This is a genomic window from Geobacter argillaceus (genome assembly GCF_007830735.1).
In the GTDB taxonomy this organism is placed as follows: Bacteria; Desulfobacterota; Desulfuromonadia; order Geobacterales; family DSM-12255; genus Geomobilibacter; species Geomobilibacter argillaceus.
Genome location: NZ_VLLN01000003.1, coordinates 106,045 through 121,396 on the forward strand (window position 1 = coordinate 106,045; position 15,352 = coordinate 121,396).

General features: G+C 60.2%; 16 protein-coding genes and 1 pseudogene. 3 read left to right on the plus strand and 14 right to left on the minus strand.

Annotated elements, in window-relative coordinates:
• Positions 1–39: 39 nt before the first annotated feature.
• The 6 genes from JN12_RS03400 to trpB form a co-directional block, all read right to left on the minus strand.
• Positions 40–1,347 (minus strand): BamA/TamA family outer membrane protein, encoded by a 1,308-nt coding sequence (locus JN12_RS03400; protein WP_145018177.1) that lies wholly within the window; start codon positions 1,345–1,347, stop codon positions 40–42.
• A gap of 89 nt (positions 1,348–1,436) precedes the next feature.
• A complete protein-coding gene (accD, locus tag JN12_RS03405) occupies positions 1,437–2,288 on the minus strand; it encodes an acetyl-CoA carboxylase, carboxyltransferase subunit beta (protein ID WP_145018180.1) in 852 nt (283 codons plus the stop codon).
• Positions 2,289–2,377: 89 nt separating this feature from the next.
• Positions 2,378–3,184: a tryptophan synthase subunit alpha gene (gene trpA, locus JN12_RS03410; protein ID WP_145018183.1), complete on the minus strand. Its 807-nt coding sequence runs from the start codon at positions 3,182–3,184 to the stop codon at positions 2,378–2,380.
• A gap of 139 nt (positions 3,185–3,323) precedes the next feature.
• Complete coding sequence (locus tag JN12_RS03415) at positions 3,324–3,821, minus strand: LEA type 2 family protein (protein WP_145018186.1); 498 nt, start codon at positions 3,819–3,821, stop codon at positions 3,324–3,326.
• 45 nt (positions 3,822–3,866) lie between these two features.
• A complete protein-coding gene (locus tag JN12_RS03420; protein WP_342795399.1) occupies positions 3,867–4,406 on the minus strand; it encodes a lysozyme family protein in 540 nt (179 codons plus the stop codon).
• A gap of 400 nt (positions 4,407–4,806) precedes the next feature.
• Positions 4,807–5,997 (minus strand): tryptophan synthase subunit beta, encoded by a 1,191-nt coding sequence (gene trpB / locus JN12_RS03425; protein WP_145018194.1) that lies wholly within the window; start codon positions 5,995–5,997, stop codon positions 4,807–4,809.
• 173 nt (positions 5,998–6,170) lie between these two features.
• Between trpB and JN12_RS03430 the strand changes: the two genes are divergently transcribed.
• Both JN12_RS03430 and vapC read left to right on the plus strand, forming a co-directional pair.
• Entirely contained in the window at positions 6,171–6,371 is a 201-nt protein-coding gene (locus tag JN12_RS03430; protein ID WP_145018197.1) for a type II toxin-antitoxin system VapB family antitoxin, read from the plus strand.
• Positions 6,368–6,775 carry a type II toxin-antitoxin system VapC family toxin gene (gene vapC / locus JN12_RS03435; RefSeq protein WP_145018200.1) on the plus strand — a complete coding sequence of 136 codons (408 nt, stop codon included), beginning with the start codon at positions 6,368–6,370 and terminating at the stop codon, positions 6,773–6,775. The genes JN12_RS03430 and vapC overlap by 4 nt, the downstream gene beginning before the upstream one ends.
• Positions 6,776–6,816: 41 nt before the next feature.
• Here vapC and JN12_RS20945 read toward each other — a convergent pair whose 3' ends face one another.
• Positions 6,817–7,041 (minus strand): restriction endonuclease, encoded by a 225-nt coding sequence (locus JN12_RS20945; protein WP_281287711.1) that lies wholly within the window; start codon positions 7,039–7,041, stop codon positions 6,817–6,819.
• 171 nt (positions 7,042–7,212) lie between these two features.
• Positions 7,213–7,287, minus strand: a pseudogene (locus JN12_RS20950) (hypothetical protein); the annotation flags it as partial.
• Positions 7,288–7,745: 458 nt separating this feature from the next.
• Between JN12_RS20950 and JN12_RS03450 the strand changes: the two are divergent.
• Complete coding sequence (locus JN12_RS03450) at positions 7,746–8,069, plus strand: BrnA antitoxin family protein (protein WP_145018206.1); 324 nt, start codon at positions 7,746–7,748, stop codon at positions 8,067–8,069.
• A gap of 170 nt (positions 8,070–8,239) precedes the next feature.
• Here the strand turns inward: JN12_RS03450 and JN12_RS03455 are convergent, their stop codons facing one another.
• From JN12_RS03455 to trpD, 6 genes are all read right to left on the minus strand, one after another.
• Positions 8,240–10,756 carry a DEAD/DEAH box helicase gene (locus tag JN12_RS03455; RefSeq protein ID WP_170241829.1) on the minus strand — a complete coding sequence of 839 codons (2,517 nt, stop codon included), beginning with the start codon at positions 10,754–10,756 and terminating at the stop codon, positions 8,240–8,242.
• An 85-nt stretch (positions 10,757–10,841) separates the two neighbouring features.
• Positions 10,842–11,453, minus strand: a complete 612-nt coding sequence (locus JN12_RS03460) for a phosphoribosylanthranilate isomerase (RefSeq protein ID WP_145018213.1) — start codon at positions 11,451–11,453, stop codon at positions 10,842–10,844.
• 52 nt (positions 11,454–11,505) lie between these two features.
• A complete protein-coding gene (locus JN12_RS03465; RefSeq protein WP_145018216.1) occupies positions 11,506–12,861 on the minus strand; it encodes a TrpB-like pyridoxal phosphate-dependent enzyme in 1,356 nt (451 codons plus the stop codon).
• Between the two features lie 13 nt (positions 12,862–12,874).
• Positions 12,875–13,675 (minus strand): indole-3-glycerol phosphate synthase TrpC, encoded by an 801-nt coding sequence (gene trpC, locus JN12_RS03470; RefSeq protein WP_145018219.1) that lies wholly within the window; start codon positions 13,673–13,675, stop codon positions 12,875–12,877.
• Complete coding sequence (locus tag JN12_RS03475) at positions 13,638–14,246, minus strand: Uma2 family endonuclease (RefSeq protein WP_145018222.1); 609 nt, start codon at positions 14,244–14,246, stop codon at positions 13,638–13,640. Before JN12_RS03475 ends, trpC begins: the two co-directional genes overlap by 38 nt.
• A 13-nt stretch (positions 14,247–14,259) precedes the next feature.
• Positions 14,260–15,312, minus strand: coding sequence for an anthranilate phosphoribosyltransferase (gene trpD, locus JN12_RS03480; protein WP_145018225.1), 1,053 nt, complete (start codon positions 15,310–15,312; stop codon positions 14,260–14,262).
• Positions 15,313–15,352 lie beyond the last annotated feature (40 nt).

The window sequence follows — 15,352 nt, forward strand, 5'->3', positions numbered from 1 at the left end:
AAGGCGCGGGGTTTTTAAATGGGAGCGAATCGGCCGGCGTCAGAATCCCTTTGACCAGAGAACGCTGATGGTGTTTCCCGATGAGCCGTTACGCAGGATGCTCGTATCGTAGGCATACTCCAGGTAGAGCTCCGAGTCCCACAGAAAACCGCTGGTAATGGCGGCGGAGTAGGCCTCGCCGCGTTGGTCCAGAAACTTCAGGCGCCTGGAGGTGAAGATGTCCCGGTTCACCCAGGCGTAGGTGGCACGCAGGTGGAGATAGAGGAAGAAGAGAAGTTCACGCCGGTATTCGGCGGAACCGATCAGGTAATCGGATGAGGGAAACTGATTGAACATGGCGCCGGGATAGACCTGCCGGTAGAGGTCGTCGGTCTCGGAGGGGAGCGGCCCGCCCCCGATTCTGAAGGCGGAAAAGCGGTCGAGACTCCCGTAGGGGGCAAAGCCGCCGTAGAAGCTCATCAGCAGGCGGTTCTTCTCCGAGAGGCCGGGGATGCCGGCTGCAGCGGTGAGGTAGCCGGATACCTTGAAGTAGTCCCGTGTCTCGTCGCGCGTATAGACGGCGCCGCCGTAGTTGGCGTCGGACCAGCTGTCGCGCCGCATGAATTCCGCATCCACGCCAGCAGCCACCCCCCGGTGGGGAAGCTCCAGCAGGTTTCTGGCCAAGCCATCATAGCGGAGCCTGAGGAGCGGTCCGTGCACCAGGGTGTCTGGCGGGAGGACCACATTCGGGCCGGTATCCGATACCCGTTTTGAGTAGAGATACCCGCCCTGGTAGAAGAGCTGGACCCTGAGATCGTTGTCCACCTGGAAGGGGGCCACCGGCAGGCGCAGCCCGACTCCAAGCCGGCCGGTCACGTTCCCCCAGATGATCGAGGTCCGCTTTACTTCTCTCCCGCCGGCGATCTCCGCTGTCGGAAAGGGGATGGTGTTATTGTCCAGATGGCCCAGGAACTGGAGGGAGCCGACACTCTTCGAGACATCCGCTTCGTTGACGAAGATGCTGAAGACCCCCCGGAACCGGGTATCGTCCCAGCGGTGTTTCAGGTATACGGCGCCGATGGGGAGGGCCTCCAGCCCTGCCAGCGGAGGGGTGAACATGGTACCGCCCAGTACCAGGGCCGCGGAATTGTCCCGGTCGCGGCCCAGGATGTTGATGCGCTCCCCGAAAACCTCCGGGGTACAGGGCTCTCCCGCGAGAGGAGTGTGGTATTCCGACGCCGAAAGCCGGTCGATCTGTGCCTGTTGCAGGAGGGCGGGATGACTGTCGGCCAGGGCCGCACCCCGCGAGACCCAGATCAGCAGGGTGCACAGGAGGAGCCGGCAGAGGGTGGGGAAAACATGTATCATAGCATTGTTCAATGTTCCGACTAAGGTAGCTTTTCGCACTGATGTAACCATTTCCCGTCTCGTCGCCGATAAACGATGTTCGCGCCCCATCAGCGATGGTAGAGCATGGAAAGGATGTTGCCGAGGGTCTTTTTCATATCCTTGCGTTCCACGATCAGGTCGACCATGCCGTGGTCCAGGAGGTACTCGGCCCGCTGGAACCCTTCGGGGAGCTTCTGCCGGATGGTCTGTTCGATGACCCGTGGCCCGGCGAAGCCGATCAATGCCCGCGGTTCGGCCATATTGATGTCCCCCAGCATGGCGAAGCTGGCGGTGACCCCACCGGTGGTCGGATCGGTCAGGATGGAGACGAACGGCAGCCCCTCGGCCTTCAGCTTGGCCAGGGCGGCCGAGGTCTTGGCCATCTGCATGAGGGAGAGGATGCTCTCCTGCATGCGCGCCCCGCCCGAGGCAGAGACGACGATGACCGGCGTATGCTGCTCGATCCCGCGCTCGATGGCCCGGGTGATCTTCTCCCCCACCACGCTCCCCATGCTGCCGCCCATGAAGGAGAAGTCGAAGACGCCGATCTGGACCGGAATACCGTTGAGCTTTCCGCCCCCGCAGATGATGGCGTCCTTGGAGCCCCCCTTGGCCACGGCAGCGTCGATCCGGACCTGATAGCTCTTGGAGTCCTTGAATTCCAGGAAATCGACGGAGACCATGTTGGCATCGTGCTCGTCAAACGTCCCCTCGTCCAGCAGGATCGCCAGCCGTTTCCTGGCCGACACCCGGAAATGGAAGGAACAGTTGGGGCAGACGTTCAGGTTCTCCTCGATATCCCTGGAGAGGATCACCTCACTGCAGTTCTGACACTTGGTCCAGAGCCCTTCGGGAACCTTGACCTTTTTTTCGTCTTCGTTTGCCTTGAATGGGGCTCTGTCACGCTTGAACCAAGCCATTGTGATACCTCGCAGGTGGCACCCATGGTGCAGGTGGGTAGAATTTTAGTTAAAATAAAAGCGTTTGGTACCAGAAACCTGATTGGAAGTCAATTGTTTTGCCCGGAACGAACCCCGTCCTTCAGCACCCGCACCATGTCGGCGACCCGCTCGACCAACTCCCCGTCCCGACGCTCCTCGAACAGTTTGACAATGGCGCTTCCCACTACCACGCCGTCTGCTACGGCGGCAACACCCGCTGCCTGCTCCGGGGTGGAGATTCCGAAACCTACTGCCAGCGGCAGGCGTACCTGACTCCGTATCGCCGTTACCGACGCTGACAGGGAGTCGGCAAGGGAGGTACGGGCACCGGTCACCCCGGTTACCGAGACGTAGTAGATGAACCCCCGGCCCAGGCGGTTCACCGTTTTGATCCGGGAGGCGTCCGAGGTCGGGGTCAGGAGAAAGATTACGTCCAGACCGGCCTGATCGGCGACGGTCTTCAGCTCGGCAGATTCCTCAGGGGGAAGGTCCACCACCAGCACGCCGTCCACACCGGCAGCGACCGCGTCACGGCAGAAACGTTCGACCCCGTAGATGTAGATCGGGTTGTAGTACCCCATGAGAAGCAGCGGCACCTGGCAGGAGTTGCGCACCTCCTTTACCATGGCTAAAATTCCCGCCAGGGTGGCGCCGGCCGCCAGCGCCCGCTCTGATGCCTTCTGGATCGTGGGACCGTCGGCCATTGGGTCGGAAAACGGCACCCCGAGCTCGATGATGTCGGCCCCGGCCGCGGCCATGCGGGGGATAAGCCCGGCGGTGGCCGTCAGGTCCGGGTCGCCGGCAGTAATGAAGGTAATCAGGGCCTTGTCCCCGGTTTTGCCCAAGCGGGCAAAGGTGTCGCCGATCCTGCTCATATGCAGCTCCTGATAGGTATGGAATCCGTCCGTTTATAGCAGATGGGCACACCTTTGTACAGGCCAACAAACAAGTTACGAGGATAAAGGACCGAGGAAGAACCAGACCTTCGATCCCCTATCCTCGTACCTCAATCCTTTATTTAAGCAGTTGTCGTACGAATTCCGGGATCTCTTTCAGATAAAAGGAAGGGCGGTAGTGATCGGGAACGGTAAAGGCATCGACCTTGTCGATCGGGATGAGCAGTTGGCCCACGGGAGTTTCCACGTCCAGGTCGGCCTGCAGCCGGTAGGGGATCTTGTCCGGATCGGGGCGACGCTTCATGATCGCAAGCAGATCTTTATATTCGATCCTGACCGGGAGCCGGAAATCGGTGGTCCCCTTACCTCTGAACTCGACCCGCTCCCTGGCCCCTCCCCGGGCAACAGGGAGGGTGACGACCTGGAGATCGTAGTGGTAGCCGTTCAGGGTAATCCCGTAAGAATTGGGGTTCTGGACCGCCAACAAAAACTCCAGATCGACCCCGCGGGTATCCAGGTTGATAATGTTGGCACGTTGCACCGTCACCGTCGGTTCGGCAACGAACATGGTACAACCGGTGATAACCAGAAAAACAAGGGCCAGGATTCTCTTCACTGTCATTGCTCCGTGCAGTCAGCCGGCTGCGGCTGGTCCGTTACGTTATGACGGAAACTGATTGATGCCGATCACCGCCTGCCGGGTCGTCAACGACTGCATCTCGCTCATCAGTTCGCGGTGATACTGGCGGATGCGGACGGCATACATCCGTGCCTCGGCGCCGGTACCGCAGTAATACCGCTTGGCAAGGGGCAGATTACCGCCCGCCATCGCCATCTTGCACAACAGTTCCCGAACGGCTGCATCGGCACATTTTGCGTCGTCGGCCATCTCTTCGGGTGCATAACCGTGACTTTTTGCCCGAACCGGCATCAGCTGCCAGACACCGAGGGCACCACGAGGGGAAACCGATTTCCCCACCAGACCATGACCGCCGGTCTCGGCCAGGGCGATCTCCGCAAGGTCAAGCGGAATAAAGGTAGTGCCGAGAGTCTTCAGGTAGCAGAGTTTCGCCAGGTGCCACGCTCGTTTTTCGTCGGTCCTGCGGGCAAAGGCAGCGGCAATGGCCGGAACCTGCCGCCAACGCTCTTCCAGGGAGGTTCCTTTTTCAATGATCTGCAGTTCTCCCCGGTACAATTCCACGGCTGCGCTGTCCGTCGGTCTCGAATCCTGGCGCACATAGGCCTGATTGGTGGAAACTACGATCAGGGAGAGTAATCCTGCAATAATGAGAGCTATTCGCATAAGTAATAAAGGGGAAGTGGTATCGGCTTTGCCGGATGGGTGTAAGCGCCCGTTCCATGGCTCCGGATGCTCCGGCGGGGAACTCCTTTCTCAGTGAATTTAAAGGGTTACTGCTATCGGCCGTAAAACACCAAAAGGCCCTCGAAAGGGCCTTTTCTCTTGTTGGCGTTCGCCGCTGAACAGTGGTGGCGTATATACCCCACCCCCGTCTCTATGTCAACGAAAATCAGATAACAATGTTTTAATTACACACAATTGCGTTTTACCAGCAAACCATAACAAACATAATTCCGACATGTTACAGACCAACTCCCATGGCCTCGGCGACCGTATGGATGTCCTTGTCGCCCCGTCCGGAAAGGCAAACCACGATGCTCTGCTCTTTGCCCATGGTCGGCGCCAGCTTCAGGACATGGGCAATGGCATGGGCCGACTCCAGGGCCGGCAGAATCCCCTCTTCCCTGGTAAGGGTCTGGAACCCCTCCATCGCTTCGTCGTCGCTGATCGGCACATAGTCGGCCCGACCGCTCTCCTTGAGCCAGGCATGCTCGGGACCGACCCCCGGATAATCCAGGCCGGCCGAAATGGAGTGGGCATGGCTGATCTGGCCGTCATTGTCCTGCAATAGATAAGTCCGGTTGCCGTGAAGTACGCCGACACTGCCGGCACAGAGCGGGGCCGCGTGCTTGCCGCTGCCGATGCCGTAACCTGAAGCCTCCACACCGACCATCCGCACCTCCCGGTCGTTGAGGAACGGATAGAACAGTCCCATGGCATTGCTCCCGCCACCGACCGCCGCCACCAGGACATCGGGAAGCCGCCCCTCTGCCTTCAGATGCTGGGACCGCGCCTCACGGCCGATGATTGACTGGAAGTCCCGCACCATCATCGGATAGGGGTGCGGGCCGGCCACGGTGCCGATGACGTAGAAGGTGTCAGCGACATAGGTGGTCCAGTTGCGCATCGCCTCGTTCATGGCGTCCTTGAGGGTGGCTGTCCCGGAGTTGACCGGGGTCACCGTGGCCCCCAGGAGCTTCATCCGGAAGACGTTAAGGGACTGGCGGTGGATATCCTCCTCCCCCATGAAGACCTCGCACTCCATGCCGAACAGGGCGGCGATGGTGGCGGTCGCCACGCCGTGCTGGCCGGCACCGGTCTCGGCGATCACCCGCCGCTTCCCCATCCGCTTCGCCAGAAGCCCCTGGCCGATGGTGTTGTTCACCTTATGGGCGCCGGTGTGGTTCAGGTCCTCCCGCTTCAGGTAGATCCGCGCCCCGCCGAGCTTTTCCGTCAGCTTCCGGGCGAAATAGAGCGGGTTGGGGCGTCCCACGTACTGTTTCAGGTAGTAGTCGAACTCGGCCTTGAACTCCCGGTCGTTCTTGTAGTTACGGTAGGCAGCCTCCAGCTCCAGGAGGGCAGGCATCAGTGTTTCGGAAACGTACCTGCCGCCAAACTGACCGAAATGTCCTTGTTTATCGGGTAATTTCATAATACTCCCTGGTCCGCAAAATTGGGCAATAGTAGCAACATTGCCCCTGCAAATCAAGCGTGGCTGCGCCGGACCATCTATAACTTCAAATTATTGTCCGGGAAGTAGTTACCGCCTCCCCGCTTGACTTCACACAATGCAAAGTGTAAAAATTTGTGTAACGGAGGTATCCCATGGCTACAAACCTCGCCATTGACGACAAATTGCTCGAAGAGGCCCGGATCGTCGGCAAGCACTCAACCAAAAAGGCGGTGGTAAACGAAGCACTAACTGAATATATCCAGCGCCGGAAACAAGCCGAGATCATCAGCCTGTTCCACGCAGTGGAATATGTTCCCGACTATGACTACAAGATACAGCGGAAGAAGCAGTGAAGGTTCTGGTTGACACATCGGTATGGTCCCTGGCGCTCAGGCGCAATCAGCCTGCTGATGGGCCTGAGGTGTCAGAACTGATCGAATTGATCAGGGAGGTGCGGGTACAGGTCATCGGACCGGTACGTCAGGAACTCCTCTCCGGGGTGAAGAGCCAGGCCCAGTTCCAGAAGCTGCGCAACCACCTGCGGGCATTTCCGGATCTTGAACTGACAACCGGTGATTACGAAACTGCGGCTGAATTTTTCAACCTTTGTCGTGGCAAGGGAATCCAGGGATCAAACACGGACTTTCTTATCTGTGCCGTTGCAGTGCGGCGCAAGATCCCCATATTCACGACGGATGGAGATTTTCCCCTGTTTCAGCCTCACCTGCCGATAACGCTTCACTCTCCCCGCTGCTGAACGATCTAGCCTGCAGCAGCACGAAACGGGAAAGAAATTCGTCAGCACCTATTCGTCTTGTATCCTTGTCTACTCCCGCGCCAATCCTCTTTGATGATGCCGTCGATGCCTTTATCACCGCTACGTCCAATTGCCTGACCAGCATCCTTTCGAGAACCACCGTACCCCATTTTTACCAGAACCTCGACCACGATTTTCTCGAAGGAACTCGGAGACGATGACTTCAGTTGCGAAAGAAGCTTGTCAGCAAGATTCTTTCTCAGCATCTCATACGCCTCTTCCAGTCGCTCCGCTGGCGTCTTGCTTTCCTGCTCGTCGGTTGCAGCGGAGACGTCACCTACTTGGCTGGACTGGGTCCGGTCTCTTGCTTCGAGGTATTCCGGAAATTCGCGCAGGATGCGCAAGTTGATTTCGGAAGGTGATTTTTCCAAAAGCTTAGAACCACGTTGGGTTATGCGAAAGATGCCACGTCTCGTATTCTCGACAAGACCTGCCATTTTCATATGGGCGCGAGCCCATTTGAGAGCCTATATTTTTTTCTTCGCGGCTACCCAATCTTCGATCGCACTCAAATCAATCTCCTGATTTTGGGCCAACGGTTGTGAGCGTGACCGGTGCGGATTTATCGCGTCCGTATCCACGCGAGAGTTGGGAACTCCTGCAAATTATGTTTCAGTATTAGCCGGTTGACGTTTTAGCAATTACAGTATATACAATAATTATGGTTTGGGACGAAACAAACCGCCAGAGTAACCTCGAAAAGCATCATCTTGACTTTGCTGATGCGGGACTTGTCTTGTCCAATCGTATCATCTTGAGTTTGAAACTGTTCGTAACGGCGAAATAAGGCGGCAGACTTTTGCGTATGTTGCAGAAGTGTTGACCGTCCTCACAGTTATATGGCTTCCGGGCGAAAAACAACGGATTATCAGCTTTCGCAGGGCTCACAAAAACGAAAGGGAGGCTTACCATGCCTGGCTTGAAAAAGGATTCAAAGACTGATTGGGATCAGGTGAAACGGGATGCCTCTTCAGATGCTCCCATACCACCATATGATCCCGATACTGACCTGTATAACCCTAACGACCCTGAACAGGTGGCGAACTTCTTTTCTTCTGCAAAGGTTGCGCGAAAACCGGGGAGGCCTAAGGCAGAAACAACTAAAGTACCAATTGCTATTCGCCTTTCTCCTGATGTGGTTGAATATTTCAAGGCCACAGGTACTGGTTGGCAATCACGTATCGATGCTGCACTTCACGAATGGATGTCCGGCCATCCGTTGAAACGTGCGTGAACGGCGCGGTCATCCGCGCCGGCCTGCTGCCGCCGAGTGGTTGAAAGTCGATCCTGTTTGGTGCTAATCAGCCCAAAAAGCATTTTACCGAACCGGGGACAGATTCATCATTTTCCCCAAGAATCGCCCAAGACAATTGAATGCACGTATCAGTCAGATGCCGACGGTAGCTATGCCCCTTTTCGCCTCGTCATGACCCCCGCCAGCAACTGCCCGAACCCGGAGAGAAGATTGGTCAGCACCTCCGGCTCCGGCAGCGGTATCTTCAGACAGGTCCTTCCCGTTGCCTCGTCCCTGGCGATCATCCCGGCCAGGGCGCTCTCCACCGGCCGCGTCGAGCCGGAAGCGGCGTCAGCAGACAGCGCAGCACCGGCAACAACCCGGCTCAGATTCTGCAAAAACTCCGCGCCGCTGGCGAGCAGACCGGCCAGGGCTTCCCCGCCGCCCGCCGGGACACGTTCGGCCAGTTCCACCTGCTCTTCGGCCTGTTCCGCCGCCTCGGCAGTGCAGGTATCGTACGCCTCCTCCAGCCGCTCCGCCTGCTCATCGGCCGGGTCGGGCCGCTCAATGCCGCCACTGACTTCCTCGACCGACTTCATAAACCCTTCCAACTGCGATTCGCCCATCATGACCACGTCGGCGCCGCCATCATCGAGGGCTCCGGCAAAGAGCGATTTCTTGAAGCGCAGGAGATCGAGAATCCGCTCCTCGATTGAGGCACGGGAGACGAAATTGACCACCCGTACCGGCTTCTTCTGCCCCATCCGGTGGACCCTGGCGATCCGCTGTTCGAGAATCGCCGGGTTCCAGGGGATGTCCATGTTGATCACCACCGAACCGCTCTGGAGGTTGAGCCCCACCCCGCCGGCATCGGTGGAGAGAAAGACCCGGCAGGCGGGGTCTTCCTTGAAACGGGCCATGAGCCCTTTGCGCTCCTTCGATGGGATGCTGCCGTTCAGATGGGCGTAGCCTATGCCGTTGCGCTCCAGCACTCCCTCCACCAGCTCGGTCATCCGGAGCCACTGGCTGAAGATGACCACCTTTTCGCTCCCCTCCACAACCAGCTCCCTGAGCAGCGTCTCCAGTTCATCGAGCTTCGGTCCGAAGACGGTCTTCCTGTCCACGAGATAGGTGTTGTCGGCAGCCATGCGCATGGTGGCAAGGGCCGCCTGGAGCCGCTTCTGATCCGCCTCACAGAGGAATTTAAAGCGTCGCCACTTGGCCACGAGCTTCGCCACGATCTCCCGGTGCTCGTCGTGGATTTCCCACTGCTCCGGGGTGAGGGGCACGAAGAAGTTCTTGTCGATCCGGCCGGGAAGCTGGCGCAGCACCTCGTCTTTCTTGCGCCGGATCATGACCCCCTTGAGCGACTGCCGCACCCGCTCCAGGTTCCGGTAGCCAACGACCTTTCCTCCCCCATCCGTGACCCGGTGGGTGTGGACAAAGCGGTAGAGGGGACCCAGGTGGTGCCGGTCGACGAACTCCATGATGGAATGAAGCTCCTCAATCCGGTTCTCGATGGGGGTGCCGGTGAGGACGATGGCGAAAGGGGAGTCGAGCTCCTTGACGCACTTCGCGGTGCGGGTCTGCCAGTTCTTGATCCGCTGGGCCTCGTCGAGGATGATCAGGTCCGGCCCCCACTCCCGGATCATGGCCATATCCCGGTGAATAAGTTCGTAGTTGACCAGCTTGAAGAACGAATCGTCACGGTAGAGGGTCCGCCGCTGGTCGTTCAGCCCTTCGATCACCGTCACTGTGCGGTCGGCGAAGCTTTTGATCTCGCTCTTCCACTGGTACTTGAGGGAGGTCGGGGAGACGACGAGAACCTTGGCCACGCCGAAGAGTCGAACCAACAGCTCGGTGGCGGCGATGGCCTGGACGGTCTTGCCGAGCCCCATGTCGTCGCCAATGAGGCAGCGTCCGGCCTGCACCGCGAAAAGCGCCCCCTGCCTCTGGTAAGGGTAAAGGGTGGTCTTGAGGAGCGTATCGAAGACCGGGCTCTCGATTCCTTCGGCAAGCTGCTCCTCCACGACGGCGCGGCGATGGGCGGCGTCCTGGTGTTCGGCGACAAACGCCATCACGTCGTCGTAGCAGCGGACCTCGTGTCCGTCTTCACGGGGAACGGCGTTCAGGAAGGCGGGGAAATCGAGGAGGTTGCGCTCCTTCAGGACGCCGTTGTCGTCGAAGTAACGCCGGGCGAGCGAAAGGAGCCCGGCAGGGGCGCTTAGTCCAGCCCTGAAGCGGATCTCACGCTTGAGGTCGTAGCTGAGATAGACTTCCGAATAGGGGGGGACGTATCCTTCCCGGAAGAGCTTCTTCGCCCCCCGCTTCTCCTTCAATCGTGCCAGAGTGAATTCGATATGCTTGCAGGTCCCCAGGTTGTTGATCCGGTAATCGGGGCAGGAACAGAAGTTGTCTCCGGACCTGTCGCCACGGATGGCGAGCCGATACGACTTCCCCGAAGAAGGATTGTTCAGCGAGAAGTCGGAAAACACTGGATGTTCACCGGTATTGGTCAGGATGAACGTCTGTTTCTCGCCGAACTTGACGCGCAGAAGACGCTGCCACTCCTCCAATTTCATACCCTCCGGCTGGAGGGTGCGGGAGACCTTCTGTGCGACCGGTTTCTCTTCGGAAATTTTCGCTGATTTTTTCTTGGCGGGTTTTCGCTTCGCACCTGTTTTCATGCCGACCTCCAATCCTTCCATGTAAAAAAGGGGATGGAAATACTCCCGTCCCCTTCCTCGATCCATCGCGTCCATCCTTTCGTGCTTACAACCCCTTCGCCCGGCGGATGAACTCCCGTACCTTGTCGCGGTCCTTCTTCCCCGGCGCCGCTTCCACGCCGCTGGAGACATCCACGGCATAGGGTCTCACCTGCTCCACCGCCCGCCGGACATTGTCAGGGGTCAGCCCGCCGGCCAGAATGAGCCTGCCGCAGGCAGCGGCCTCACGGGCCAGGTCCCAGTTGAACGTCTCTCCCGTGCCGCCGGGGGCTGCCGGCGACCAGGCGTCCAACAAGCAACCGGCCACGCTGTAGCGGCGCAGGGAAATGAGACTCGCAGCGTCCTTGACCCGGAACGCCTTGATCACCCGGCGCCGGATCTCCGGGCAGTAATCCGGCTCCTCGTCGCCGTGGAGTTGAATGACATCCAGACCGCAGAAGTCGGCGGTCCAGTTGACCCGCTCCGCCTCTTCGTTCACGAACAGGCCAACGGTCTGGACGAATGGCGGGAGTTTGGCGATGATCGCCGACGCCTGCATCGGGTTCACGTTGCGGGGAGACTTCTCGTAAAAGACGAAGCCGAGGGCATCGGCGCCGGCGTCAATCGCCGCCAGGGCATCGTCCAGGCTCGTTATGCCGCAGATCTTGACTCTTGTCATGGGAATCTCGTAGGGGCGGGGTCACCCCGCCCAGGGCAGGGAAACCCTGCCCCTACAGAATGATCTTTGGCAACCGCTCCAGCGCCTTTTTCACCATCTCGTCCGGATACTCGTAATCTTCCAGGTTGCCGGACAGATAGGCGTCGTAGGCCCCCATGTCCAGCTGGCCGTGGCCGGACAGGCCAAAGAGAATGGTCCGCTCCTTACCCTCCTCCTTGGCCAGCACCGCCTCATCGATGGCAGCCCGTACCGCGTGGGACGACTCCGGCGCCGGCACGATCCCTTCCGAACGGGCAAACAGCACTGCCCCCTCGAAACAGGCGTTCTGTTTGTAGGCCTTGGCCTCGATCTGGCCGGCTGCGTAGAGCTGGGACACCAGCGGCGACTCGCCGTGGTAGCGCAGGCCGCCGGCATGGATGCCCGGCGGGACGAAGTCGTGGCCCAGGGTGTACATCATGGCAATGGGTGCCACTTGGGCCGTGTCGCCGTAGTCGAAGGCGTAGACCCCCTTGGTAAGGGTCGGGCAGGAGGCAGGCTCCACGGCCAGGCAGCGCACCTGCCTGCCGTTTGCCCGCTCGGCCAGGAACGGGAAGGCCAGACCGGCAAAGTTGGAGCCGCCGCCGCAGCAGGCGATCACCACGTCCGGCTCGTCGCCGGCGATCTTCATCTGCTCCTTCGCCTCCAGGCCGATGACGGTCTGGTGCAGGCAGACATGGTTCAGGACGCTCCCCAGTGCGTAGTTGGTATCGGCATGGGTGGCGGCGTCCTCCACCGCCTCGGAGATGGCGATCCCGAGAGAACCGGGACAGTCCGGATCGTGGGCCAGGATCGACCGGCCAGAGTTGGTGAACTCGGACGGCGACGGGATAACGGTGGCCCCCCAGAGCTGCATCATGCTCTTGCGGTACGGCTTCTGCTGGCAGGAAACCTTGACCATGTAGATGGTGCACTCCAGGCCGAACATGGAGCAGGCCAGGGCCAGAGAGCTGCCCCACTGGCCGGCCCCGGTCTCGGTGGCCAGACGCCGGATGCCGGCCTGCTTGTTGTACCAGGCCTGGGGAATGGCAGAGTTGGGCTTGTGGGAGCCGGCCGGGGACACCCCTTCGAACTTGTAGTAGATCTTCGCCGGGGTCCCTAACGCCTGTTCCAATCGGCGTGCCCGGTAGAGGGGAGACGGCCGCCAGAGGCGATAGATCTCCCGAACGGCATCGGGAATGTCGATCCAGCGCTGGGTCGACATCTCCTGCTCGATCAGGGCCATGGGGAAGATGGCCAGCATGTCGTCCGGCGTCACCGGTTGCAGGGTCCGGGGATTGATGACCGGCGCCAGCGGTCCGGGCATGTCCGGGATGATGTTGTACCACTGCTTCGGTATCCGGTCTTCGTTGAGCAGAATCTTCGTGGTCATGTATGAACCTCCCTCACCCCAGCAGTTCCCGCAGCTTGGCGCCAATGTCCGCTTCGCGCATCAGCGATTCACCAACCAGAAATGCCCTGGCACCGGCCTGTTGCAGCCGCTCAACGTCTTCCCGGCAGTTGATGCCGCTTTCGGCCACGATGAACCGTTCGGCCGGAACATGCGGCGCCAGCCGCTCGGTGTTGGCCAGGTCGACGACAAAGGTATGCAGGCTCCGGTTGTTGATGCCGATCAGCCCGCAGTCGGTCTGCAAGGCCATCTCCAGCTCCCGTTCGTCGTGGACCTCCAGGAGGACGTCAAGGTGCAGTTCACGGGCCAGGGCCGCAAGGTCGCGCAGCTGCGAAAGCTCCAGCATGGCGGCAATGAGCAGGATCGCATCCGCCCCGCCGGCGGCTGCCTCATAGACCTGGTAGGGATCGAAGAGAAAATCCTTGCGCAGGAGCGGCAGCCCTACCTGTTCCCGGATCAGGTCAAGGTTGCGGAGATGCCCCAGGAAGAACCGCTCATCGGTGAGAACCGACAAACAGGTGGCACCATGTGCCTGGTAGGTGGAGGCAATTTCCAGCGGGTCGAAGTCAGCCCGGATCAACCCTTTGCTGGGGGACCCTTTCTTCACTTCGGCAATGACGGCGGTCCAACCGGAGTCGGCGGCATCGCGAAGTGCCCGGGCAAAGCCGCGGGGCTGGTCCTCCCGGTCGGCGAGCCGCGCCTTCAGTTCGGCCAGCGGCAGGGCCGCACGGGCGGCAGCCACCTCCTGCCTCTTGTGTTCAACGATCTTTTGCAGAATATCCGGGACCTGGCTCATTGACTGATTCAACCTTCTCTTTCTCGAAAATCTCCCACCAGTTCAGGCACAACTCCGGCAGCACCAGCAGGGACATGGTCTCCTGCCAGCCGAACACCTCTTCGGCGCCATAGTGCCCATCCAGCAGAGAGTAACGCTCAATCACCTCGTTCAGGGGGTCGACCAGGATATACTCCCGCACCCCGAACCGTTCGTAGAGCCGTCTCTTCTCACGCCTGTCCTTCAGGCTCGTCGACGGGGAGAGGATCTCCACGACCAGGTCGGGCGCCCCCTGAATATTCAATTCCGTTATCTTGCTCCGGTCGCAGACGACGAGGAGGTCGGGCTGCACCACGTTATGCTCGTCGAAGACCACGTCGGTTGGCGCTATGAACGGACGACAGACCTTCCCCGCGAGGTGGGTATGAAACCGCGACGCAAGATTGATGAGTATCCCCTGATGCTTCGTGCGCGGCGCCGGGGTTATATTGTACGGTACGCCATCGATCAGCTCCCAGCGCTGGTTGTCGTCCCAAGTGAGATATTCGGCATAGGTGAACCGCTTCTCGGGCTTCTCAGCTGTCGGCGTCATGGCCCCCTCCCGATCACCCCTTTGCGATCTGCACCAGTTGCTCCAGCTTTCTGAGCGCGGCGCCGGAATCTATCGCCTCGGCGGCCAGCCGGAGCCCTTCCGCCAGGTCGGCGGCCCTGCCGGCGGCTACCAGGCCGTAGGCGGCGTTGAGCAGCACGATATTGCGGCGCGGCCCCTGCTCTCCCTGCAGGACGCTCCGGACGATGACCGCATTTCCCTTGGCATCGCCGCCGCGCAGATCATCCATGGAGCAGGAGGTGAAGCCGAAATCCTCGGGACGGACCGTGGTGACGGTAACCCCTTCCTGCGTCACCTCGGCGACACGGGTCGGGCCGGTCATGGTGACTTCGTCCATCCCGTCGAGCCCGTGGACGACGAACCCGCGCCGGCACCCCAGGTTGCGGAGCACATTGGCCAGGGTTTCCACCAACTCCTCCCGGTAGACCCCCATCACCTGGCAATCTGCGCCGGCCGGGTTGGTCAGGGGACCGAGGATGTTGAAGATGGTCCGGATGCCAATCTCCCGGCGCGGCCCGATGGTATGCTTCATGGCGCCGTGCAGGGCCGGTGCGAAGAGAAAGCCGATGCCGACCTCGGCAATGCAGCGCTCAACCGTGTCCGGGGTCACATCCAGACTTACCCCCATCGCCTCCAGGACATCGGCGCTGCCGCAGGCCGACGAAACCGCGCGGTTGCCATGTTTGGCCACCTTCACCCCGCAGGCGGCCACCACGAAGGTGACCGTGGTGGAGACATTGAAGGAGTTGGTGCCGTCGCCGCCGGTGCCAACCACATCGAGAATGGTTTCCAGGTCGATATTGATATCGTCCCGGTCGATGTCCAGCACGCCCCGGCCGACCCGGATGGGGGTCGCCCGCTCCCGCATGACCCTGGCCGCGCCGGTGATCTCGGCAACGGTTTCACCCTTCATCCTGAGCGCCGTGATGAAGGCGCCGATCTGGGCCTGTGTGGCCCCACCGGACATGATCTGGTCCATGACCTCGATCATCTCCCCCTCGGTCAGGTCCTGCCGCTCGACAACCTTCGCAATCGCTTTTTTAATCATTGTCTATCCCCTGTAGGGGCGATCCTTGTGATCGCCTTGA